Genomic DNA, 22,609 nt, shown 5'->3' with positions numbered 1-22,609 from the left:
AGTGCTATGCAGAGTCCAGGAGACACTCTCGGGCAGGTCTTCCGTGCGATTTGGTCCTCGAAGTTGCGCTCCTTTCTCACTATGTTCGGGATTGCGTGGGGCGTCGGCTCGATGCTCCTGCTCATCGGCATGGGGGAAGGGTTTCGCTCGGGCCAGCGCAGGCAGCTCGCCAAGCTCGGCAACGACCTCATCATGAACTTCGGGGGAACCATTCCGGCTCTCCCCAACCAGCACACGGGGATGCGTCGTTACCGGCTCACGCTGGGAGATGAAGCCGAGATGCTTACCTCGCCGGAGATACGCGATGCAACGGCGATGCTGACGCGCAACGACATCAAGGAAGTCAGTCAGTACGCAAGTGCCGGGGGACAGGTCCTGGGTGTGCAGCCGAATTTCCCACGAATCCGCTTTGTCCCCATCAAATTCGGTCGTTTTGTAGATCGCTCGGATCTGGATGAGCGCCGCAGGGTCGTCGTACTGGGGCGGAAGAATGCGGCGCTGCTCTTTCCTGGACGTCCCGCAGTGGGTGAGTCCGTCACTCTGAATGGCGCGCGGTTTCTGGTGATCGGCGTTGTGGACAACATCAGCCGTGGCAACAACGACTTTGACAACCAGAAGGTCTATATTCCGCTGAGCACGATGCTGGAGATGTTCCCGATCCTCGGAGACAATCTTCCCGCCGACGCCGTGACCTCGATCCAATACCAGCCGCGCCTGCGGGGCGAAAATGCAGCGGCGACTGCCTCGGCGCATGCGATTCTCGGCCGGAGACATGGCTTTGATCCGTCCCTGACGGAAGCCTTCGACGAGTGGGACACCATCAAGGAAGAGCACATCATTGGCAAGATATTCGATGCCATGGACGTATTCCTCGGTGGGGTAGGGATCGTGACGCTGGCGCTCGGGGCGGTGGGCATCATCAACATCATGCTCGTTTCGGTTAGCGAGCGAACGCGGGAAATAGGTTTGCTCAAGGCGATTGGAGCCACGAATACCAGCATCCTGATGCAGTTCTTTCTGGAGGGGGTGGTTCTGACCGGCGTCAGCGGCCTGATAGGGATTGCCGGAGCAGCAGCGCTGATGGCCATGCTGCAGAAGGTCGTTGGCGAAGGCTTTCAGGGCTTTGATCCTCCGCGGCTGGTGCCATGGTCGGCGGCGCTGGCTCTGGGTTCGCTGGCACTCAGCGGAATTGTTGCGGGACTTTACCCGGCGCGCAAAGCCGCGATGCTGGAGCCGGTAGAGGCGCTGCGACGCGAGTAGATTGCGGAAACACCATCATCCTGTAGAGATGCGAAGACGAGATAGGAGCAGCATGGTTCGCGACATACTGGGTCAGGCCTACGAGGCCATGATCTACAACCGGAGGCGCACCACCATCACCATGATCGGCATGGCGTGGGGTATTGCCACGGTTGTGCTCCTGCTGGCCTATGGAGCCGGCTTTGGACGCGCCTTTGAAACGATCTTTGCGCAATTTGGAACTCGCCTGATCGGCGTGTTTCCCGGCACTACCGGCGAGCAGGCTGGAGGAACCAAGGCTGGCGTGAAGGTGCGCTTTACTCAGGACGACGTCGAGCGCCTGCGGGCCTCTGTTCCGGGGCTGGAGCACATCGTCCCCATGGTCTCAAAAGATGTGACAGTGCAGAATGAGCTGCACAGCTTTACCTGGTCCGTGAACGGAGAGTGGCCGGACATCAGGAACGTGATGGTGCTCGACCTGGAATCGGGCCGCTTCTATACCAACGAAGATGAATCCCAGCGGAATCACGTAGCAGTGATTGGTTCGGAGGCGAAGACGAAGCTCTTCTCCGGAGCCTACGCGCTCGGCGAGCGGATTCGGCTGAACGGCACGGGCTACACCGTCATCGGCGTGCTGAAGCCGAAGATGCAGGAGGGCGATAACGACAACAATCGCCAGATCTATGTGCCGTTCAGCACCATGAGCGATCTCAAGGACACCAAGTATCTGGACGGCATCTGGCTGAGCTACACCGGCGACCACATGGCGGCGGAGCGGGCCGTACGCAACACCCTGGCGGAGTTGCATCGTTTCCGCCCGTCGGACCGCAATGCGATCTTCGTTGCCAATCTGATGGAACAATTGAAAGAGTTCCGCATCCTCTCGGCCGGTCTGCAGGTTCTGCTGACGTTCATTGGCGCGCTCACCCTGGGAATCGCCGGAATCGGGCTGATGAACATCATGCTGGTTGCCGTGCAACAGCGCACGCGAGAGATTGGCGTGGAGAAGGCTCTGGGCGCCAGAAAACGTCACATCCTGCTGCAGTTTCTCGCGGAGGCACTGGTGATTACCAGCATCGGTGGCGCGGCAGGCATTGTGCTGGCGTATACCGTTTCGATTGTCGTGGGGCGCATTACTTTCTACAGCGCCATTGCCACGAATGCGGAAGCCGCAGATATTCAGTTGCTCATCTCGCCTGCGATTGTCTTGGTGGCCACCGGCATCCTTGCGCTCGTGGGGCTGGTAAGCGGCATGATCCCCGCCATTCGCGCTGCAAATCTGAACCCCATTGAGGCATTGCGGTATGAGTAGTCAGCCGTAAAGTCCAGAGAGCCGGTCAGCAAAGGCGGTTGAGGATTCGCTGACTGGGCAAACTAGCTGTTTTTTGACCTGAACTGGCTGTGTTTATTTCGCGCCCATCTCGCGGAGGATGTGAATGCCGGAGCTGGCACCGATGCGCGTCGCTCCCGCCTCCAGCATCGCGTGGGCCTCGGCCAGCGTGCGGATGCCGCCGGATGCCTTTACTCCGCAACGTGTTCCGGCCACTCCGCGCAGAAGGGCAATGTCTACGGCATTCGCGCCGCCGGTGGAGAAGCCCGTGCTGGTCTTGAGGAAGTCCGCGCCCGCACCTATGGCCAGCTCTGAGCCGCGGATTTTTTCTTCCAGGCTCAGCAGGCAGGTCTCCAGAATCACCTTCACGATGGCTCCCGCATCATGCGCTACTTCGACGACTCCCTGTATGTCCTGCTGCACCAGCGTATTCATGCCGGATTTCAGCATCCCGATGCTGATTACCATATCCAGCTCGCGAACACCTTTGCGCAACAACGCGACGGCCTCCTCCCGCTTACTGCTGGAGAGGGAAGCACCCAGTGGAAATCCGACGACAACGCCCACTGGAACGCCGGTTCCTGCCAGGGCGGACTGTGCCTCAGCCGCCCAAACCGGGTTGACCATGGCGCATGCAAATCGGTATTCGACGGCTTCCTCGCACAACTTCAGAACCTGATCGCGGGTAGCGTCGGGCTTCAGCAGGGTGTGATCGATGATCGCGGCCATATGGGGCCACGCCGACAGGGCATGGAGAGTGAAAGCTCTCGAGTCAAATCCTGAGTAGTCAGAAGATGCCTCAGGTTCGATAGACTTTGTTGCCACGCATCTACTCCTTGGCCCCGGCCAGGCAATGACCTCCGGGGAGAGAAAACGAAATGTTGCCCTCTACTCGGGATGGCTGGGGAGAAGAACGCAGATGTCCGGCAAATTGCGGAACCTTTCCCCGTAGTCCATGCCATAGCCCACCACAAACTGGTTTGCAATGCTGAAACCTATGTAGTCGGCTTCGATCTTCTCCAGACGCCGGGTGGGCTTGTCGAGCAGAGTTGCTATGCGCAGAGACTTCGGATGGTGCTGAAGAAACAGATTGCGCAGGTAACTGAGTGTGAGGCCTGTGTCGAGAATGTCCTCTACTACAATGATATGTTTCCCCTCGATAGGGTTGTCCAGATCCTTGATGAGCTTGACGGCTCCGCTGCTGCGCAAGCCCTTGCCGTAACTGCTAACTGCAACGAAGTCAAAGGTGCAATCGACTCCTATTGCACGAGCGAGGTCAGAAAGAAACAACGTCGCACCCTTCAGTACGCCTACCATTACGATGCTTTTGCCTGCATAGTCGTGGGTAATCTGTTTGCCCAGCTCCTGGATGCGGGCGTGGATCTGATCGCGATTGTAAAGAACTTCGAGGCCTGAGGGCGTTTTGAAGGGAGCAGAGGGGGAGGTCGTCATGGCTGTCTCCAGTATCTCCAAAAGCGCTGTACAGGACTATACTCAATAGATCAATAATCATGTACCCATTCCTTCATCTTGGCCCACTCTCGATAGGAACTTTCGGCCTAATGCTCTGGCTTGCGGCTGTGTGCGGCTGCTGGGTCCTGCATAGGAATTTTGTTCGCTGGGGCATTTCTGCGGACGCAATCGGCATCGTGGCGGTGTCCACGGTGGCGGGGGTTGTCGGCGCGAAGCTCTGGCACGTGCTGGAGACTCCGCAACTCCTGTTTGCCAGCCCACTGGCGCTGCTGTTCGACCGCTCGGGTTTCGCCTGGTTTGGCGGGCTGGTCGGGGGGATTCTGGCGCTGCTGTGGCAAGGGCGTGTCTACAAGGTGAGTCCATTGAGGATGCTGGACTTATGTGCTCCCGCTGCAGCCATTGGCTATGCTGTGGGACGCCTGGGCTGCCTGACCTCTGGCGACGGGGACTACGGCATCCCGACGAATCTGCCATGGGGCATGAGCTTCCCCAATGGGCTTGTGCCGACCACGCAGCGCGTGCATCCTACGCCGATCTATGAGCTGATTGCTGGACTTCTGATTGGCTGGATCCTGTGGCGTCGCGGGGCCACAAAAAAGCCACTGGGGCAGTTGACCGGCGAGTACCTGGTGCTGACGGGTATTGCCCGATTCATGGTCGAGTTTATCCGGATTAATCCCCGCATTTATTGGGGCATGAGCAATGCTCAGCTTGCCAGCCTGGGCTCGGTGATCGCCGGCGGGCTGCTCATCGTGTGGGCAGAGCGTCGTACGAAAGGAATCGCTGTACCTGCTGCGAGTGCGGCCGTGGCTCCGCGAAGCTAGGAAGCCTGCAGGTCTGTTTACAGACTCTTCAGGAAATCCTTCGCCTGCTGGAGCTCAGGAAAAAGCTTCTCCTCGGCCTGGAACTCGCGGCCGTGGACACAGCGGCGGCCGCCACGGACTTTTACAGGATGCTTCAGGTGAAGCATCTCGTGGAAGAGCAGATACTCGATGGCAAACCGCGGAGTATTGGGGCGATCGAAGATCCGGCTGACGACGATCGTGTTGTGTGCTGAGTCGTAATGGCCGAGGGAGCGGCGGGCCGTGTGTCCGCTCCAGGTCAGCAGGGGACGCCCAAGCAACCCGTTAAAAAACCTGGCATTCAGGCCCTCAAAGACCTCTTCCAGGTTGTAGTGGTTGCCTTGCGCGCCGAGTATCCTCTTTCGGCCGCGTGATTGGCGGATCAACTCCGTCTGGCGTAAAACTGCCTCGCTCGATGTGAAGCGACGGTAGCGGTCCGCGTGCGCGGGCTCGATGGGCCTGCGGTAGAGCTTGGCCAGCAGAATGTGAGCAATCGCGGTTAGAACAGGCTCCGGAGCACCCTCCAGAAGATCGGAGAGATGCACGCGAATACGCCCCTCCCGCAGACGGATCGTGGTGTTCAAGCTGGTAAAGCGGTAGAAGCGGACGTCGAAGGGCGGTATCGGGGCACGCGGACGCAGCACGCGATACTCCCGTTCAAACAAACTGAAAAGCTCGGAATTCACTCTTGCCTGAGCCTAGCACATTTCGCGATGTCATTTCGCGCGCTACCAGTGGGGCAGGCGCTCACTCCGGTTTTGCATCCTTCTTCTTATTCTTCCCCTTCAATTCCGCGAAGTATTGTTCCTGCTCGGCCAGCATCTTCCTGGCCTCGTCATTGGCGCTGTCCGCGGCGTCCAGTGCGGTCTTTCTCGAGAAATCGTAGGCGCGATCCGGAGGTGCCTCCTTGAGCACGACGGGCCATTTGCCACTGGTCTCGATGACTTCCTTCAATGTCTTGCGAACATCGGCATGGGTCTTCGAGTAGACGTCCAGATTGTCCTGCAACTCGTCGACCAGCCTTGTAAACTCCTCGATCAGGATGCGAAGTCTTGTGCCGTGGCCGCGGTCCCTGGCATCTGTCGATAGCTGATGAATGGCCGAGGTTCTCTGCTCGATAAACTTCAAGTAGAGCTTGATGCGCTCCGGCGGCCGATCCGCATACTCACGGATCTGCTCTGTCTCCCTGTCGGTGAGAGGGTCCTGTTGGCTTTGTGGCCACATGGGAACCGCGGCGAGGAAGAGCATCAGCATGTATGTCCAGCGAGGCATGAATCCTATCTTCCCACCAAGGCGGAGTTGGCTCCAATGCCGTTTTCATGGCTTCCTTGGGATGACAAGATCTTAACGCGACGTCTCCGGCTTTGCCACGCCTCCGGCTTTGAAGACCGTTAACTACCGCTATCCACCGGCGTCTGCTTTGGAGACAGTTGCATGCTGGAGCACGCCGAAATACTTAGTGCCGAAATACCTGGAGCATCAACTCTGATTCCACCTGATCCAACCGCTTGAGCGTAGCTTGCAGCTTGGGGCGGTCATCCGGCGAGGCTCCATAGAGTATCTCCTTGAGCCGGAAGCTGGTGTGACGCATCAGAATTTCCGCGTTCTTCAGGCGTTTCGTATCCTCTGCGATCCCCATGTGAATCTTGTCGGCGTATTGCTGCACGGTGTTCAGCGTGACGTCCGCCATGTCCACATCCCCGGCGGCGAGTTGCCGGGCGGCCAATTCCGTCATCTGGTGGACAAGTTCGGCGTAGAGGAAGCACTGTTCGCGAGGTTGAGCTAGAGCTGCCCTTTGAATGAGAGCCGCAATGGCTTGTTGATCCGATGGTTTTTCATCGATTGCGAGGGCGCAGGAAGGGGAAAGCGCCCATGTGAGTGATATCGAGCAGAGGAGAGCGAATCCTGGCATGAACCGCATGACGCACCTCCTAAGGTGCGACGGTCACAAGCGTTAACGCGTATAGCCAAGAGCAACCAGTCGGTGTTTGGCTTGCCACTCCTGGTCGGGGAAGTTTCCATGTGCGGCTGCCAGAAATTTCTGGTAAAACTCAACCGCTGCCTTCTGTTGATGCAGGTTATCGTATGCCGTTGCCCTTAGAAAGTAGGTCGCTGGGGTTTCGGCTAAATATTTTGACCTCATCGACAGTGCATCAAGGGTGGTAGCGTACTGCTTTGCCTCAGAAGATGCAAGTGCTAATCCTGCCCACGCGTCACCATCCTCGGGCCTGATTTTCACTACTTTTTGATATGCCGCAATCGCGTTGGGATACTTCTGCAGGTGGAGAAGGCATTCGCCCTGTCCGGACAGGAGATCGGCGTCGTTGGGAGCCTGGGCGAGCAGCTCCGTGTAGATGGCATCGGCTTTCGCGTAGTCCGCGGTACGGGAGAGCGTTTCGGCAAACATTCTGCCTACGACGGGGTCAGCGGGATGTGCCTGGTGGAGCCTTTCGAGCGTGGCAATGGCCTGCTCCGGCTTGTTCTCGGCCAGCAGGGTGGCTGCCCATTGTCCGTTAAGAGCCGGGTCGTCCGGGTCACGGTCCAGCGCACTTTGCAGAAGGGGTTCTGCCTCGGCGTACTTCTTCTGCGCCAGCAGCAGGTGAACCAGTCCGGCGATGGCAGGGGAGGATTCCGGATGAGCCGCCAGCACGCGCCGATAGGCGTTCTCCGCGATCTCCGGATCGTTGCTGGCCTCGGCAATCTCCGCTGTCAGCAGGGTATCGTCTGTGGATTCCGGACTGATCTTGAGAGCCTGCAGCAGCGCGGATTTTGCCTTGGCGGGATCTGACGTGCGGTCCAGTTGCGCCAGGGCACGCCAGGCCCGCGCCTGCAGGTCGGTGTTGGGAATGGCCGGCTCCAGCAGCGTTGCGGCCTCGACATAGGGCCGTGCCTCGTCGGGCTTGCCGTTGCGCGCCAGCAGCAGTCCCAGGGCAAGCTGTGCCTCCATTTGTTTCGGATCAGCCGCGATGGCCTGCTTGTAGGCGGCTATTGCCGGATCGTTGTGATCGCCCAATTCCTCCACATATCCGAGGTCAAAGAGCGCCTTTGCATCCGAGGGATGTTGCTTCAGGTAGTCATTGAGGGCTGTGCGAGCGCCCACCAGATCCTTTTGCGCGATCTTCTCTTCCATGCCAGACAGTCCACTCGCAGCGGGAGCGGATTCTGCCTCGTCCGGCATATGCGTTCCCGGCGGCAGCGGGGACTGTTGTCCCAGGGCGATTGCCGGAGCTGCCAGCAACAGGTTGAAGAGGAAAATTCGAGAGAGATTCTTCACATTACACCACCACTTCGGTTGCTGGTTGGGTTTGGGGAGCAAGCATGCGGGCGAGCCAATGGCCGGTGTGGGATTGCTCGCACTGCGCAACCTGCTCCGGCGTACCGGTGGCTACAATCTGCCCGCCGGCCGCTCCGCCCTCCGGTCCAAGATCGATGATCCAGTCCGCGGACTTGATGATGTCCAGATTATGCTCGATGACCACCAGCGACCCGCCGCCATCGATCAGCTTGCGAAAGGACATCAGCAGTTTGCTGACATCGTCGAAATGCAATCCGGTCGTAGGCTCGTCCAGGATATACAGTACGCGGCTGCGGACCTTCTTCGCGGCGCTGCGCTCGCTGTTGGAGCGCCCGTTGGAGAGGTGCGCGGCCAGCTTGACGCGCTGCGCTTCTCCGCCGGAGAGCGTGGTGGCGGACTGCCCCAGCCGCACATAGCCCAGCCCGACCTCTTCGAGCACGCTCAGCTTGTCCACAATGCGGGGATGACCGGCAAAGAAGCGCAGAGCCTCCTTCACCGTCATGGAAAGAACCTCATGGATATTGCGGCCCTTGTACTTGACGTCGAGCACGGATGATTTGTAACGAGTACCGTTACATTCTTCGCAGGGCAGCTCAACATCCGCGAGGAATTGCATCTCCACCGTCACGGTGCCGTCGCCGTTGCACACATCGCAGCGGCCACCCGGCACATTGAAGGAGAAGTGGCCGGGCGTATAGCCGTGGCGCTGCGCCTCCGGCTGCGCCGCAAACAGCTCCCGAATGCTGTCGAAGGCCTTGATATAGGTAACCGGATTCGAGCGCGGAGTCCGTCCGATGGGCGTCTGATCGACGAGCACAATGTCATTGAGCCGATCCGCACCCTTGAGATCGCGATACAGCCCGGTCGGATCTCCACCCTCATTCTTGCCGAGAGCGTGCGATACGGCACGATAGAGAACATCGTGTACCAGAGTCGATTTGCCGGAACCCGAGACCCCTGTAATACAGACCAGCATGCCCAGCGGGATTTCGCAGTCGACGCTCTTCAGGTTGTGAGCGCGCGCGCCCCGCAGCAGCAGGCGTTCCTGGCCAGGTTCGCGGCGGCGCGATGGTACCGGAATGGTGAGGTGTCCGCTCAGATAGCGGCCCGTGATGGAGTCAGGATTCTCTTCAACCTCGGCGACCGTACCCGCGGCCAGGAGACGCCCGCCGAATTCGCCCGCGCCCGGACCAAGATCGAGCAGGTAATCCGCGGCGCGGATCACGTCGGGGTCGTGCTCCACAACGAGGATTGTGTTGCCGAGGTCGCGCAACTCCTCCAGGATGCGAATCAGCTTCGATGTGTCGCGAGGGTGCAGGCCGATTGACGGTTCATCCAGCACGTAGAGCGCTCCGACCAGCCGCGAGCCGAGCGACGTGGCGAGCTGGATGCGCTGCGACTCACCTCCTGAGAGCGTCGAGGCAAGGCGATCGAGCGTGAGGTAGTCCAGGCCGACTGCGTCGAGGAAATGCAGACGCTGGCGAACCTCGCCCAGGATGCTGCCTGCAATTTCGTGCTGCATCGGTGTCAGCTTCAGCGAGCCGAAGAACTCGTTGGCAGCAGAAATAGTGAGCGAGGCGGCCTCGCAGATATTCTTTCCCGAGAGCCGCACGGCGCGAGCCTCGGCACGCAGACGCTGACCTTTGCACTCCGGACACAATGCATAGCCGCGATATTTGCTGAGCATGACGCGAACGTGCAGTTTGTACTTCTTGCGCTCCAGATAATCAAAGAAGCCGCGTACGCCGGCGAAGGACCCCTTGCCGTGGAGCACCGTATCCTGCTGCTCCAGGCTGAGGTCGTGCCAGGGAACATCGAGCGGCAAGTCCAGGGACTTCGCCGAGCGCTTCAGTTCTGTGTAGTACGGACGATACTTGGGCCGCGTCCAGGGATCGATTGCGCCCTCTTCGAGTGTCTTCGATTTATCGGGAATGATCAGGTCCAGGTCGAAGTCGATCGTATTGCCAAAGCCCTGGCAGCGCGGGCAGGCTCCATAAGGATTGTTGAAGGAGAACAGGCGCGGCTCTGGCTCGCGATAGATGCGGTGGCACGTCTTGCACTCGAAGACCATGGAGAAGCGCAAGCGCTGACGATCGGCGCCATCCTCTTCGCGGGGAACGATCTCATAGAGAATTTCGCCGGACTCGCGATAGCCGATCTCGGCCGCGTCCACGATACGCGAGCGATTCTCTGGAGACACGACGATGCGATCGACAAGAACGAAGACCGGCAGTGTGAAGTCGAGATCCAGCAGCGACTCTGGCGTCGAGAACTCGAAGATAGTGTTGTTCTGGTAGAGACGGTTGAAGCCGCGGCGGCGTAGTTCAGCGAGTCGCTCCTTTAGCGATTCGGAGAGCGTCTCCGCTGGCTTCTCTGCTGCCTTGCGGCCGCGCTTTGGCTTCGGTGCTTCGGTTGGCGCAGCAGGCAGTGCAGACGCAACTGGGAAGATTGCGTGCAGCCGCGTACCTTCGCCCAGGGCCAACACCGCAGCGGCAATCTCATCCACGCTGTCGCGCTTCACAATGCCGTCGCATGCAACGCAGTGCACGGTGCCGCAGCGCGCATACAGCAGGCGCATGTAGTCGTAGATCTCGGTTGCGGTGGCGACGGTGGAGCGCGGGTTGCGCGTGGAGTTCTTCTGCTTGATCGCGATGGCCGGAGCAAGGCCGTCGATCAGATCCACATCCGGCTTCTCGATCCGCTCCAGAAACTGCCGCGCATAGGCCGAGAGCGACTCGACGTAACGACGCTGCCCCTCGGCATAGATGGTGTCGAAGGCAAGCGAAGACTTGCCCGAGCCCGAGACTCCGGAGACGACCGTCAGCTTTCCGTGGGGAATGTCGCAGTCGATGTTCTTCAGGTTGTGGGTTCGCGCTCCGCGAATAATGATCTGATCGGTCAAATGGATATCCTGGGGTTCATACGTCCGCGGCGTCTGGAGGCGGTGTCTCCATGCCAGCAGCCATACTCGTCCACCTTCAATTATAAGGATCGGCGAACGCAAATTATAAGGATTGGCGCAGTCAAATGGCCGATTGGCCGGGAGGGGAAAGCAGTGGCGCGGGAGCGGCACGCGCCACCTATGGGTTCGGCCGACCGGTTACGCCGACTTGGCGTTGCGGAAGGCATCCAGCATCAGCAGGATAGCGCCGATGACAATGGCGGAGTCCGCCAGGTTGAAGTCCGGCCAGTGGTAGCGGACGATGTAGACCTCGAGAAAATCCACCACGGAGGCGAAGCGCACTCGGTCGTAGAGATTGCCGATGGCTCCTCCAAGAATGAGGGACAAGGCCAGCGCAGTCAGCGTGAGCCGCCGGCCGATCTTTAAGAGAAAGGCAAAGACGGCCACCGCAGCCAGCAGGGAGAAGCCGACCAACATCCAGCGAACCCGCTCCGGCGAGAGAGAGTCCGCGAACAGGCTGAAGGCCGCGCCGGAGTTGAGCACGTGGGTGATCCGAAAGACGCGCGGGATCACCGGGATCGCATGGCCGATCTCAATGTGCTGCGTCACCCAGATCTTGGTCAGCCGATCGAGGAGCACCACCAGGGCCGAGAGGGTATACAGCGGGATGCGCCAGTCGCGCGGTCGCGATTGGGTCACGCGTGAGCCTCCTCAACCGGCGGCGTAATGCCCATCTCGGCGAGTGCGGAGCGACAGCGTCCGCAGACGTGCGGCCATGCTCCGTAGGCAGCGACGTCGGGCATGTAGTTCCAGCAGCGGTCACACTTTTCTCCCTCTGCCGGAAGCACATCTACCTGCGTGCTGGCGTCGGATGCCGCGAGCGTCTGGATCTGCACCTGGGAGACATTCAGGACTTCCTTTAACGCCTTCTCATACCTGGACAGCAATGCAGCGATGGGGGCGGAGACCTTCAGAAGCACCTTTGCCTCCAGTGCCTTGCCGATGCGCTTCTCCTTGCGAGCTTCTTCCAGCGCCTTGAAGGCGTCCTCGCGTACTGCGAGAATCTGTTGCCAGTCAGCGAGGCAGGCGGCGGTGTCTCCGGGCGCAAGCTCTTCCGGCTTGGGGAACAGCGCCAGGTGCACGCTCGGCTCCCGCTCGACCACAGGCGGCAGATAGCTCCAGACTTCATCGGCAGTAAAGCTGAGAATCGGAGCGACAAGCCGAACCAGGGCCTCCGCGATCTTCCACATTACGGTCTGTGCCGACCGGCGTGCAGGACTTGCCGGAGCGAAGGTGTACATCCGGTCCTTCAGCACATCCAGGTAGAGCGAGCTGAGGTCGACCACCGCGAATTCATTCAACGCCATGTAGACGCGGTGAAACTCAAACTCCTCGTACCAGCGCAGTACCTTTTCCGTGACCTCGCGGGTGCGTGCCAGCATGTACTGGTCCAGCGGCTCCATCTGCTCAAAGGGCACAGCATCCTTTGCCGGATCGAAGCCGTGCAGATTGCCCAGCAGAAAGCGGAAGGTGTTCCGCAGTTTGCGATAGTTGTCGGCAACCCGCTGCATCAGGTTTTCACTGGCGGCCACATCTTCGCGGAAGTCCACCGAGCCAACCCACAGGCGCACAATCTCTCCGCCCAGGCGCTTGGCAATATCCACGGGATCGACGCCATTGCCGAGCGATTTCGATAGCGGGCGCCCCTGCTCATCGAGCGTCCAGCCGGAGGTGGCAACCATTTTGTAAGGAGCCGCTCCCTTGACTGCGACCGAGGTCAGCAGGGAAGAGTGGAACCAGCCGCGATGCTGGTCTCCGCCCTCGGTGTAGAGGTCTGCCGGCCAGCGCAGCTCCGCATCGGCTTCGAGCACCGCATGCCAGCTTGCGCCAGATTCAAACCAGACATCGAGGATGTCCATTTCTTTGTGGAACTCGCTTCCGCCGCAGCCATCCTGCGAGCAGATGGTTCCCGCGGGCAACAGCTCTGCCGCCTCATGGATGTACCATGCGTCGGCTCCTTCCCGCGCAAACAGGTCCACAATGCTGCGGTTGACCGCTTCGTTCACCAGGGGCTTGTTGCACTTGGTGCAGAGGAAGACGGCGATGGGGACTCCCCAGATGCGTTGGCGCGAAATGCACCAGTCCGGCCGCGTTGCGATCATGTTGGAGATGCGCTCTTCGCCCCACTTCGGATCCCACTTGACGCGCTTGATTTCGTTCAGAGCCAGTTGGCGGAAGGTGGTTTCCGAGCCGTCGGGCTGCTTCATCGGCGTCTCCATGCCGATGAACCACTGCTCCGTGGCGCGGAAGATGATGGGCTTATGGCAGCGCCAGCAGTGCGGATAGGAGTGCTGAATATCCGATCGTCCCATGAGGGCGCCGCGTGATTTCAGCAGCTCGATGATCGGCTCGTTCGCCTTGAAGACCGTAAGGCCGTCGTACTCCGGCAGTCCACCACGGATGTGTCCGCCATTATCGACGTGGCACTCCTGGCTGAGGCCATAGCGGCCACCGGTGTAGAAGTCGTCCGCGCCATGAGCCGGGGCAGTGTGGACGGCGCCGGTACCTTGCTCCGTGGTTACGTAATCGGCATTGACCCCGAGGATCGAGCGATCCAGGAACGGATGTTGGAAGGTGGCATACTCCAGCTTCGAACCCTTGAAGCGGGCTACTTCGACCGCATTCTGCAGCCCGAGAGCCTCCCGCGTGGAAGCGGCCAGGGCTTCGGCTACCAGGTAGGTCTGTCCATCCTGCTCGATCGCGAGGTACTCAAACTGGGGATGGAAGGCAATCGCCAGCGAGGCGGGCAGCGTCCAGGGCGTAGTTGTCCAGATGATGGCGTTGACTTTTTCCCCTGCCAGCGCCGGGTCAATCGCCGCCGGATCGCTGGTGAGCGCATAGCGGACGTAGACGCTGGGGCTGGTGTGCATGTCGTACTCCACCTCGGCTTCGGCCAGAGCGGTACGGTCCTGAATGCACCAGTAGACGGGCTTCAATCCCTTGTAAACAAATCCCTGTTCGAGGAACCGGAAGAGGAGATCCACGATCTTCGACTCGTACTGGATGGTCATTGTGGAGTAGGGATTGCTCCAGCGGCCAAAGACGCCAAGGCGCTCGAATTGCGACCTTTGCAGGTCGAGATATTTCTGAGCGTACTCCCTGCAGGCGCGGCGCACCGAGATGGCGGGCATCTCCAGCTTCTTGCGGCCAAGCTGCTCGTCTACCTTGATCTCGATTGGTAGGCCGTGGCAATCCCAGCCAGGGACGTAGGGTGCGTCGTAGCCGGCCATGGTCTTGGACTTGACTACAAAATCCTTCAAGGATTTATTGAGCGCATGACCAAGGTGGATGGGCCCGTTGGCGTACGGCGGTCCATCGTGCAGGATATAGGTTGGCGCGCCTTGCCGTGCGTGGCGAATCTGCTCATACAGATGGGTTTCTGCCCATCCCTTGAGACGGACAGGCTCATTCTGCGGCAGATTGGCTTTCATCGGAAAGTCGGTCTGAGGAAGGGTAAGGGTCGCCTTGAGCTCCGGCGGAGCGGACATCGTATCTCCCATAGGTAAGGTGGAACGGTAAAACTCTATTGTAGCTGGCGCTGAAGATAAAAAAAGAGGGTGATAAAAGGTGACCCAATGGAGACTTCCGCCGTCTAAGGATTTGGAGAAGCCTGAAGACCCGATCGAGAGCGGACAGGGCCACCAAGAGCCCCGTTGAAGAGCCGAAAATGGGATCCGGAGACGACCGGACCAAAAAAATCCGGCAGCGTAAACGAGACAAGCAGCCTAGTGGTCGTCCATAATGAGGAGATGCGGAGGGTCACTTTTGTGGCTTTCCAGCACAAGTACATATGGGTAATCAGGTATTGACACCTCCGCAGTTGGATCCCGAACAGCCACAGGATGACGGACAGAACCCTGTCGAGCAGTTGTTCGAAGCAGATGGCTCGATGTGGAGTTCTCTGGTCTCCAATGTGCGTGATGCCTTCGCCCCCAGGAAGCAGAAACCCCTCCAATTAAGCTCGCACGCGGTCGCTGTGGCGGATCCTCTGGCCCAGCCTCCCTTGTGGAAAGAGATGAGGGACAACGTCCTCGACATCTTTTTCCCGCGGAAGCTTCCGCCGCTGGAACTCACGTCCAAGCCAATTGCGGTCAAGGAGATCCTCGCGGAGAAGAGGAGTCCTGCCTCCAGCTTCCTCTCCTTTGTCATCCACGTGGTGGCCATCACGATCATCGGCCTGCTCCTGATTAACAACATTGTTCACAAGCCGGTGCGTAAGCCCGCGATGAACCTGACAGATGTGGATGTGAAGCCCTTTATCCCCATCACACCCAAGAACAGTCAGGCCATGGGCGGCGGTGGCGGCGGTGGCGATCACGATATTGTAGATGTTTCCAAGGGCAAACTGCCCAAGTTCGACAAGCAGCAGATCACCCCTCCTCAGATCGTTCGCAACGAGAATCCAAAGTTGCCCGTACCCCCCTCTGTGGTGATGCCAAACATCAAGCTGCCTGACGCGAACATGCCGAACCTGGGCATGCCGTCGTCCAACCAGGTAGCGCTGGCGTCCAATGGCTCCGGCAGTGGCGGCGGAATGGGCAGCGGCAGCGGTGGCGGCCTCGGCAGCGGTTCCGGCGGCGGCATTGGCGCTGGCTCCGGTGGCGGTTATGGTGGCGGCGTTTACCACGTAGGCGGCGGCGTCTCCGCACCTTCGCTGATCTACTCGGTCGATCCGGAGTTTTCAGACGAAGCGCGTCGCGCCAAGTATCAGGGCATCTGCATCGTGTCGATGATCGTCGATGCTCAGGGCAACCCGCAGCATATCCGCATTTCGCGGCCACTCGGCATGGGGCTGGACCAGAAAGCCCTGGACGCAGTGCGGCAGTATCGATTCAAACCAGCATATTTCCAGGGGCACCCGGTACCAGTAGAAATCAGTATCGAGGTCAACTTCCGCATTTACTAAAGGCTTCGGTAAGTCGGGATGAGGGCGGGGCATACGTGCTTCGCCCTCTTTCCTTGTATGCGCCCTCTTTCATGCGCCCACTTTCTTTGTGCGCCTCTTTCTTTGTGCGGAAGTGTCCCGCACCATTTGTCTCAACTCCCATTTACCAGTAAACTCAAGATGCAGCAGTTGATCCGGGATCTTCGCCCTGCAACCGGCGGGGCTGTTACCTCGAATGCCGGAAAGAACAACTGATTTGCCCACAGCGGAGAGGTGGCAGAGCCCGGTTGAATGCACCTGACTCGAAATCAGGCATACCTTTACGGGTATCGGGAGTTCGAATCTCCCCCTCTCCGCCAGCATCCACACCCATCTTGCTGATTCCAGAGAAACGCACAAAAGCCCCATCAGCTAAGGGCCGCCTTCCCCATGAGGCCGGGCCAATCGATCGACGATAATTGACTGTTTCTCAAGGAGTATGGGCGCAATTGCGTCCCCCTCAAAGGGATCTGCTTGGCGACTCTACCGGGCTGTCATAGTATTCCGATTGAGGTTTTTCATGCTGACGCGTCGTTCGTTTCTGCAGTCCGCGAGTCTCGCTGGTGCGGCTCTCTGGTCCCGTCCTTTGCTTTTTGCCGGGGAGCAGCAAGAGCCGGCTCTTCTGAAGGAATTCGGTTATGGAGACGTGGAGCTTGCTCCCGGACTCGCGCAGACACAATTTGTTCAGACGCAATCCGTACTGATGTCCCTGAATGATGACAGCCTGCTGAAGCCGTGGCGTCTGCGTGCCGGATTGCCTGCACCTGGGCCGGATATGGGAGGCTGGTACGACGAGGTTCCCCTGGATAAGACGCCAAGCGGCGGCCATGGCTTTGCGCCCGGGCACTCATTCGGTCAGTGGATCTCCGCCCTCTCGCGTGGATACGCCGTGGACCGCGATGCCCGTACCCGCGCGAAGATTGCCAAGCTGTTGGATCTTTATGCGCCTGCCATTTCGGGCCGCTTTTACACGAACTTTCGCTTTCCGGCCTATGACTACGACAAGATGGTGATCGGGCTGTTGGATGCGCACAGGTATGCTGGCTTGCCGCAGGCACTGCCGCTTCTGGATCGCACGACGGACGCTGCGCAGCCGCATCTGCCGCCGCATGCGCTCGATCGCGATGCCGTCCAGAGGCAGTGGCGCGCGTCGATAGGCGAAAACACCTCGGACGACTACACCTGGGACGAGTCCTACACGCTGCCGGAGAATCTTTATCTCGCGTCGCAGTCGGGAGCGGGAGAGCGATATCGGCAGATGGCAGGCCGTTACCTGCTCGATGAAACCTATTTCGATCCTCTCTCCGAAAACAGGAATGTTCTCGCCGGGCACCATGCCTACAGCTTCTGCAATGCGCTGAGTTCCGCGATGCAGGCCTACATCGTGACCGGCAGCAGGAAGCACTTGCGCGCGGCGAGCAACGCGTTTGACATGATCACCGCAACGCAGAGCTTCGCTACGGGCGGCTGGGGACCTGATGAAAGCTTCCGCGCGCCGGAGAGCGGCGATCTCTATGCGAGCCTTGCCCACACCCATCACAGCTTTGAAACGCCATGCGGCAGCTATGCGCACTTCAAACTGAGCCGCTACCTGCTGCGGGTGACAGGCGATGGCCGCTATGGCGACAGCATGGAGCGCGTCCTGTACAACACGGTGCTGGGCGCGAAGCCTTTGCAGAGGGATGGGCGTGCCTTCTACTACTCGGACTATAGCTCGGCGGGCAGTAAATCGTATTTTCCCGATGCGTGGCCCTGCTGCTCTGGCACGCTGCCGCAGGTTGCGGCGGACTATCGTATCCTTACGTACCTCCATGACGCGGATGGCGTCTATGTGAACCTCTACCTGCCGTCTACCGTCCAATGGACCAGCGCGAACGGTGCGCAGGTCGCTTTGACGCAGGCAGGGAATTACCCGCTCGAAGGCAGGATTGCGATGAACCTGAGGCTGTCGCGCCCCTCGGAGTTCGCCTTGCGGCTGCGGATTCCCGCCTGGAGCACCTCCGCAGAAGGAGCGACGATCCGCGTGAACGGCTCGCGGCTTTCTGCGCCAGTCCGTTCCGGGTTCGCAACGTTGCGCCGCAGATGGAGAGATGGCGACCGCATTGCACTGGATCTTGCCCTGCCGATGCGCCTTGAGGCCATCGATGCGAAACATCCCGGCACCGTCGCACTGGTTCGCGGGCCGCTGGTGTTATTCGCCGTTACGGAAGGGACACCCCGCATTACACGCCAACAGCTGCTGGCTGCGCAGAGGGTTCCAGGACAGGATGCCTGGCAGGCGGAGGCCGCTTCCGGCGGATTGCGGTTGCTTCCTTTTACGGCGATCGGCGAGGAGCGCTATACCACCTATCTGGACGTCAGCTAGCACTGCAGGCATTTGGGAGCAGGAGGATTCTGGTATCTTGTACCCGTTCCAAACACCGTCGGCCCGTCAGCATATATCGTCAACCAAGGAGCGAACTATGGAGTTGAATCCGTATCTTAGCTTTAACGGTCAATGCGAGGCAGCGTTCAAGTTCTACGAGCAGAGTCTTGGCGGCAAGATCGAAGTCATGATGAAGTATGCGGATTCGCCAATGGCGAAGGATACGCCCGCGGATCAGCTCAACCAGATCATTCATGCACGCCTGACGGTGGGGGAGCAGGTATTGATGGGTTCCGACGTTCCGCCCGAGCGCTACTCGGCAACCCACGGGATATCTCTGAGTCTGTCCTTCACGGATCCGGCGGAGAGCGAAAAGGTATTCAACGCATTGGTGCGGAAGGGCACCGTGCAGATGCCCCTGCAGGAGACTTTCTGGGCCGTCCGTTTCGGCATGCTGGTGGACCAGTTCGGTATTCCCTGGATGATCAACTGCGAGAAGCGCGCCTGAACCCTCGCTGACGGGGCGACTGCAAACCTCTCCATCTTTGGGATGACGGGCAAGCCCCGTAATCCGGTGCGGGTTCGCGCAGAATCGCGCATATGGACGGCTGTCAAGCTATCTGATACCCTGCGGACACGCCAGGATATTGCTTCTATGCTCCAACCAATAGCTACACAGCGCCTTTACCAACAGGTGGCCAGCCGTATTGAGGACCTCATTGCCAGCGGAAAGATCAGCGCCGGCAAGCGCCTTCCCTCGGAGAAGGAGTTGGCGCGGCAACTTGGCGTGAGCCGTCCCACCATTCGGGAGGCCATGATCGCGCTGGAGATCTCCGGGCTGGTTGAGGTTCGCACCGGGTCCGGCATCTATGTCAGCAAGCACACACCTGCACGGGCTATCATCTTGGACTCCGGCCCAGGCCCGTTCGAACTTCTGAATGCACGCCTGCTTATCGAAGGAGAGATTGCCGCCAATGTGGCGGTGCTGGCTACACCAGAAGACGTCCAGGAAATTGGGCAGACCATTGAAGAAATGGAACGGGTGATGGAGGAAGGTGGTCATGGTAGGGACGCCGATCAAGCCTTCCATAAGCGAATTGCGTCCGTGATGGGCAACAGCGTTCTAACCGGCCTGGTGGAGACGCTGTGGAGCAACATGTTCAACCCGATGTTTACCAAGCTGAGCGAGCGGACCGGATTGCTGAGGAATCAGGAGGCGACGGTGCGCGACCACAAGGCCATTCTTGCTGCCATTGCAACCGGCGATGCTCTGGGAGCGCGAACCGCCATGCGGCAACATCTGCTGCGCGTCAAAGAGACTCTCTCCGGCGAGCATGAATCTGCATCGGTGGGTGCTGCCGACGAGGCTCGCACCGCCAAGGTACGAGCGAAATAGCCCGGAATCCTGCAGGAATCCCGTTTTTCGATCCAGTTAGTCAGGTAAGGCTGTCTGATAGGTCAGTGGCCGTTGGTCTGCGAATGGGTTGTGGCTCTGGAGCCTTCGCTTCGCTCAGGATGACGAAGCGGTCAGGATGACAAACGAAGCGGTCAGCGTCGGCGAATCCACTCTACAGCGTCGAAGGGGCAGCTACTCCTGATGGAGTAGCTGCCCCTCACGTTTGGTCACGCAGCCCGGATAGGGGACCGGGCTGCGATTGGACCTGGACCCTTCCAGGTCCGCGATTAGCGCTGGATTCGCGCCGATCCACCGCGAGCGAAGTCCCTGACCTGCTCCACGGTTGCCATCGTTGTATCGCCGGGGAAGGTAGTGAGCAGCGCTCCGTGAGCCCATCCCAGCTTGATCGCTTCTTCGGGAGCCTCTCCGCTGAGCAGGCCATAGATAAAGCCTGCGGCGAAGCCATCGCCACCGCCTACGCGATCATAAACATCCAGCTCGCAGGTGGGAGCGAATACGGGAGTTCCATTTACCCATGCCACCGCGCTCCAGCTATGACGATTGGTGGAGTGGGTTTCGCGCAGGGTCGTGGCCACAACCTTCACCTTCGGATAACGCGCGGTCACGCGCTCGATCATGGAGAGGAAGGCAGCGGGATCTAGTTTGGAACGCGCAGCTACCTCGGGACCGGCAAAGCCCAGACCCTTTTGCAGGTCTTCTTCATTGCCGACGAGTACATCCACGTTCTCCACGATGGCTCCCAGGACTTCCTGAGCGCGCTCTGCTCCGCCCCGGAACTTCCAGAGCTTCTCGCGGTAATTCAGATCAAACGAGCAGATGACTCCAGCGGCCCGCGCGGCTTTCATGGCTTCAATCACCAGCTCTGCCGTGGTATCGGAGAGCGCGGCAAAGATGCCGCCGCTGTGGAACCACCGCACTCCTTCTTGAAAGATCGCAGACCAATCAAAGTCGCCGGGCTTCAGCAGCGCTGCCGCCTCATTGCAGCGGTTGTAAAAGACCACGGGGGCGCGCACGCCAAATCCCCGGTCGCTGTATACCGTCGCCATGTTGGGGCCATGCGTGCCATCGTGCGTAAAGGTGCGGTACAGAGGGCGCACGCCCATGGCGCGCACGCGCTCCGCAATCAGATCGCCAACCGGGTAGGAGACCATGGCGGAGGCGATGCCGGTCTGCAGCCGAAAACAATCGGAAAGATTGGCAGCGACATTGAATTCGCCGCCGCTTACGTGGACTGCAAGGTCATGAGCTTTGCGAAACGGGATGATGCCTGGATCGAGCCGGTGGACGAGAGCACCGAGCGAAAGAAAATCCAGTGTGCCTTTTTCTGCGATCTTAAATCCGAGATCCATTTGAGTCTTTCTCCTTAGTCGTTCACTCCCGAATAGGACGGCTGGTCCCTTCGGGCGGTTTTCAAAGTCAATGTCTTGCGGCGGCGCTACGACACCGTCTGCATTGCTGCTGTAGCTTGCGATTCGGACGCGGCGGCCGGGTGCTTCAGGCGGAATAAAGTCTCTCCCGCGTGGGGAACCAGCTTGATGCCCTCCTGCTCACGGTTGCGCCAGTCGTCCAGGTTGATACTCCGCGGATCGAGATATCCGAGGTTGATGCGGCGGCAGCGCTCCTCGGGAATGCCGGTGGCCAATGTCACATGGATGCGCGGCGTCTCAATGCCGGTTGCGGGGTCGTACGTTCCAAGGCCCTTCAAATGTGTGGAGTGGGCGAGCACGCCGCCAGGGTAGTTTTTGAATTTATCCCACTGCTTCAGAAAGTAGTCACGGCAATGGTATCCAACTTCATCGAGCAGCTTGCCGTGGGTGTAGCTAACCTCAGTGATGTGCGGGCTGTAGATGATCACTTCGCCGCCGTCTTCGACCGCAGGCTCCATCTTGTACATGCCCTTTGCGCCCGTCCACAGATCGTCGTACATCTCGGGCATTACCGAGAGCACACGCCGGAACGGCTTGTCGACATAGACGATGTGCTTCTTCGCGGAGAGCTTGGTTGCGGCGGCCCATGCCTCTTGCGTCGATCCGTAATAGAGACCTGCCACACCCTCATACGTGACGACGAGCGCGATGAGCGAGGTGGGGCGGGGAATCATTGCCGCCGCACGATCGATCACAGCCCGAACCGGCGTGTAGTCGGTCCCGATGATCTTGTAGTTGGTGATGACCGCGCCAAGCCAGTGTGTGAAGTTGATAATTTCCGAGCCGGCGATGCCAGGGAAGAAATACTTATTGCCGCCGGAGAAGCCTGCTACCTCGTGCGGAAATACCGGGCCGCAGATCACGAGATGGTCATAGTCAAGAATCAACTTATTCAAACTAACCGGCACTTCCTTCGCCACCAGTCCGCCGGTGAGGTCGGAGATGTCCTTTGCCGGTATGGATCCGAAGTTGACGAAATTTGCCGGGTCTTCCCAATGATGGTTGAAGATGTGGGTTTCGCCGACCTTTTCATCGACAACTGGCTGGCCAACCAGCTTGCTCAGATGCTCGTCCGTCATTGCCTGGTGAGTGCCGAGCGCGACCAGGTAATCAAGAGCCTTGGTTCTGGGGCGCAGCAGCTCCTGAAATGCTTCGAACATCTGCGGCATCGGCATCGTGCGAGTGCCGTCGGGAATGATGATCAGGACCCGCTTGTTATCCAATGCAAGCGAATCCACAGCGTCGGAAACGACCTTTCGTATCTCGTCCCTGGTCAGATAACGATCCGCATTTCCTATTCCGTTAACCACAGTACCTCCAAACTCCGCGACGGCC

General features: G+C 59.4%; 18 protein-coding genes and 1 tRNA gene. 8 read left to right on the top strand and 11 right to left on the bottom strand.

Going from position 1 to position 22,609, the window contains the following annotated elements; genetic code table 11:
* Positions 1–6 precede the first annotated feature (6 nt).
* Together VM554_04735 and VM554_04730 are read left to right on the top strand one after the other, a co-directional pair.
* On the top strand, positions 7–1,260 hold the full coding sequence (locus tag VM554_04735; GenBank protein ID HVJ07665.1) for an ABC transporter permease: 1,254 nt from the start codon (positions 7–9) through the stop codon (positions 1,258–1,260).
* 52 nt (positions 1,261–1,312) lie between these two features.
* On the top strand, positions 1,313–2,551 hold the full coding sequence (locus VM554_04730; protein HVJ07664.1) for an ABC transporter permease: 1,239 nt from the start codon (positions 1,313–1,315) through the stop codon (positions 2,549–2,551).
* 93 nt (positions 2,552–2,644) lie between these two features.
* Here the strand turns inward: VM554_04730 and deoC are convergent, their stop codons facing one another.
* Together deoC and hpt are read right to left on the bottom strand one after the other, a co-directional pair.
* Positions 2,645–3,394 carry a deoxyribose-phosphate aldolase gene (gene deoC / locus VM554_04725; protein ID HVJ07663.1) on the bottom strand — a complete coding sequence of 250 codons (750 nt, stop codon included), beginning with the start codon at positions 3,392–3,394 and terminating at the stop codon, positions 2,645–2,647.
* A 63-nt stretch (positions 3,395–3,457) separates the two neighbouring features.
* Complete coding sequence (gene hpt / locus VM554_04720) at positions 3,458–4,021, bottom strand: hypoxanthine phosphoribosyltransferase (protein HVJ07662.1); 564 nt, start codon at positions 4,019–4,021, stop codon at positions 3,458–3,460.
* 59 nt (positions 4,022–4,080) lie between these two features.
* Here hpt and VM554_04715 point away from each other — a divergent pair, with 59 nt between their 5' ends.
* Entirely contained in the window at positions 4,081–4,866 is a 786-nt protein-coding gene (locus tag VM554_04715; protein ID HVJ07661.1) for a prolipoprotein diacylglyceryl transferase, read from the top strand.
* Positions 4,867–4,883: 17 nt separating this feature from the next.
* Here the strand turns inward: VM554_04715 and VM554_04710 are convergent, their stop codons facing one another.
* The 7 genes from VM554_04710 to ileS all read right to left on the bottom strand — a co-directional run bounded on the left by VM554_04710 (position 4,884) and on the right by ileS (position 14,629).
* Entirely contained in the window at positions 4,884–5,528 is a 645-nt protein-coding gene (locus tag VM554_04710) for a SprT-like domain-containing protein (GenBank protein HVJ07660.1), read from the bottom strand.
* A 103-nt stretch (positions 5,529–5,631) separates the two neighbouring features.
* Positions 5,632–6,156: a hypothetical protein gene (locus VM554_04705; protein ID HVJ07659.1), complete on the bottom strand. Its 525-nt coding sequence runs from the start codon at positions 6,154–6,156 to the stop codon at positions 5,632–5,634.
* 184 nt (positions 6,157–6,340) lie between these two features.
* The gene (locus VM554_04700) at positions 6,341–6,805 is read right to left on the bottom strand and encodes a hypothetical protein (protein HVJ07658.1); all 465 of its coding nucleotides are present in this window, start codon (positions 6,803–6,805) and stop codon (positions 6,341–6,343) included.
* Positions 6,806–6,838: 33 nt separating this feature from the next.
* The gene (locus tag VM554_04695) at positions 6,839–8,158 is read right to left on the bottom strand and encodes a tetratricopeptide repeat protein (GenBank protein HVJ07657.1); all 1,320 of its coding nucleotides are present in this window, start codon (positions 8,156–8,158) and stop codon (positions 6,839–6,841) included.
* 1 nt (position 8,159) lies between these two features.
* On the bottom strand, positions 8,160–11,081 hold the full coding sequence (uvrA, locus tag VM554_04690; GenBank protein ID HVJ07656.1) for an excinuclease ABC subunit UvrA: 2,922 nt from the start codon (positions 11,079–11,081) through the stop codon (positions 8,160–8,162).
* A gap of 198 nt (positions 11,082–11,279) precedes the next feature.
* Positions 11,280–11,780 carry a signal peptidase II gene (lspA, locus tag VM554_04685; GenBank protein HVJ07655.1) on the bottom strand — a complete coding sequence of 167 codons (501 nt, stop codon included), beginning with the start codon at positions 11,778–11,780 and terminating at the stop codon, positions 11,280–11,282.
* Positions 11,777–14,629: an isoleucine--tRNA ligase gene (gene ileS, locus VM554_04680; protein ID HVJ07654.1), complete on the bottom strand. Its 2,853-nt coding sequence runs from the start codon at positions 14,627–14,629 to the stop codon at positions 11,777–11,779. The genes lspA and ileS overlap by 4 nt, the downstream gene beginning before the upstream one ends.
* Before the next feature lie 302 nt (positions 14,630–14,931).
* Here ileS and VM554_04675 point away from each other — a divergent pair, with 302 nt between their 5' ends.
* From VM554_04675 to VM554_04655, 5 genes are all read left to right on the top strand, one after another.
* Complete coding sequence (locus tag VM554_04675) at positions 14,932–16,047, top strand: energy transducer TonB (protein ID HVJ07653.1); 1,116 nt, start codon at positions 14,932–14,934, stop codon at positions 16,045–16,047.
* Between the two features lie 246 nt (positions 16,048–16,293).
* Positions 16,294–16,385: transfer RNA gene (locus VM554_04670), tRNA-Ser, on the top strand.
* A gap of 200 nt (positions 16,386–16,585) precedes the next feature.
* Positions 16,586–18,430, top strand: a complete 1,845-nt coding sequence (locus tag VM554_04665; protein HVJ07652.1) for a beta-L-arabinofuranosidase domain-containing protein — start codon at positions 16,586–16,588, stop codon at positions 18,428–18,430.
* 97 nt (positions 18,431–18,527) lie between these two features.
* Entirely contained in the window at positions 18,528–18,938 is a 411-nt protein-coding gene (locus VM554_04660) for a VOC family protein (protein ID HVJ07651.1), read from the top strand.
* Positions 18,939–19,085: 147 nt separating this feature from the next.
* Positions 19,086–19,826 (top strand): FadR/GntR family transcriptional regulator, encoded by a 741-nt coding sequence (locus VM554_04655; GenBank protein HVJ07650.1) that lies wholly within the window; start codon positions 19,086–19,088, stop codon positions 19,824–19,826.
* A gap of 287 nt (positions 19,827–20,113) precedes the next feature.
* Here VM554_04655 and VM554_04650 read toward each other — a convergent pair whose 3' ends face one another.
* Together VM554_04650 and VM554_04645 are read right to left on the bottom strand one after the other, a co-directional pair.
* Positions 20,114–21,196 (bottom strand): sugar kinase, encoded by a 1,083-nt coding sequence (locus VM554_04650; protein ID HVJ07649.1) that lies wholly within the window; start codon positions 21,194–21,196, stop codon positions 20,114–20,116.
* An 86-nt stretch (positions 21,197–21,282) separates the two neighbouring features.
* Positions 21,283–22,584 carry a lactate racemase domain-containing protein gene (locus tag VM554_04645; GenBank protein HVJ07648.1) on the bottom strand — a complete coding sequence of 434 codons (1,302 nt, stop codon included), beginning with the start codon at positions 22,582–22,584 and terminating at the stop codon, positions 21,283–21,285.
* Positions 22,585–22,609: the final 25 nt, after the last annotated feature.

It is taken from the genome of Acidisarcina sp., from assembly GCA_035539175.1.
Classification (GTDB): domain Bacteria; phylum Acidobacteriota; class Terriglobia; order Terriglobales; family Acidobacteriaceae; genus JANXZS01.
Note: the sequence above shows the minus strand (reverse complement) of the source record. Positions and strands in the feature narration are given on the sequence as shown.

Coding starts and splice junctions, on each gene's coding strand:
- VM554_04735 (HVJ07665.1), top strand. CDS start 7: ATGCAGAGTCCAGGAGACACTCTCGGGCAGGTCTTCCGTGCGATTTGG.
- VM554_04730 (HVJ07664.1), top strand. CDS start 1,313: ATGGTTCGCGACATACTGGGTCAGGCCTACGAGGCCATGATCTACAAC.
- hpt (HVJ07662.1), bottom strand. CDS start 4,021: ATGACGACCTCCCCCTCTGCTCCCTTCAAAACGCCCTCAGGCCTCGAA.
- VM554_04715 (HVJ07661.1), top strand. CDS start 4,081: ATGTACCCATTCCTTCATCTTGGCCCACTCTCGATAGGAACTTTCGGC.
- VM554_04705 (HVJ07659.1), bottom strand. CDS start 6,156: ATGCCTCGCTGGACATACATGCTGATGCTCTTCCTCGCCGCGGTTCCC.
- VM554_04700 (HVJ07658.1), bottom strand. CDS start 6,805: ATGCGGTTCATGCCAGGATTCGCTCTCCTCTGCTCGATATCACTCACA.
- ileS (HVJ07654.1), bottom strand. CDS start 14,629: ATGTCCGCTCCGCCGGAGCTCAAGGCGACCCTTACCCTTCCTCAGACC.
- VM554_04675 (HVJ07653.1), top strand. CDS start 14,932: ATGGGTAATCAGGTATTGACACCTCCGCAGTTGGATCCCGAACAGCCA.
- VM554_04665 (HVJ07652.1), top strand. CDS start 16,586: ATGCTGACGCGTCGTTCGTTTCTGCAGTCCGCGAGTCTCGCTGGTGCG.
- VM554_04660 (HVJ07651.1), top strand. CDS start 18,528: ATGGAGTTGAATCCGTATCTTAGCTTTAACGGTCAATGCGAGGCAGCG.
- VM554_04655 (HVJ07650.1), top strand. CDS start 19,086: ATGCTCCAACCAATAGCTACACAGCGCCTTTACCAACAGGTGGCCAGC.
- VM554_04650 (HVJ07649.1), bottom strand. CDS start 21,196: ATGGATCTCGGATTTAAGATCGCAGAAAAAGGCACACTGGATTTTCTT.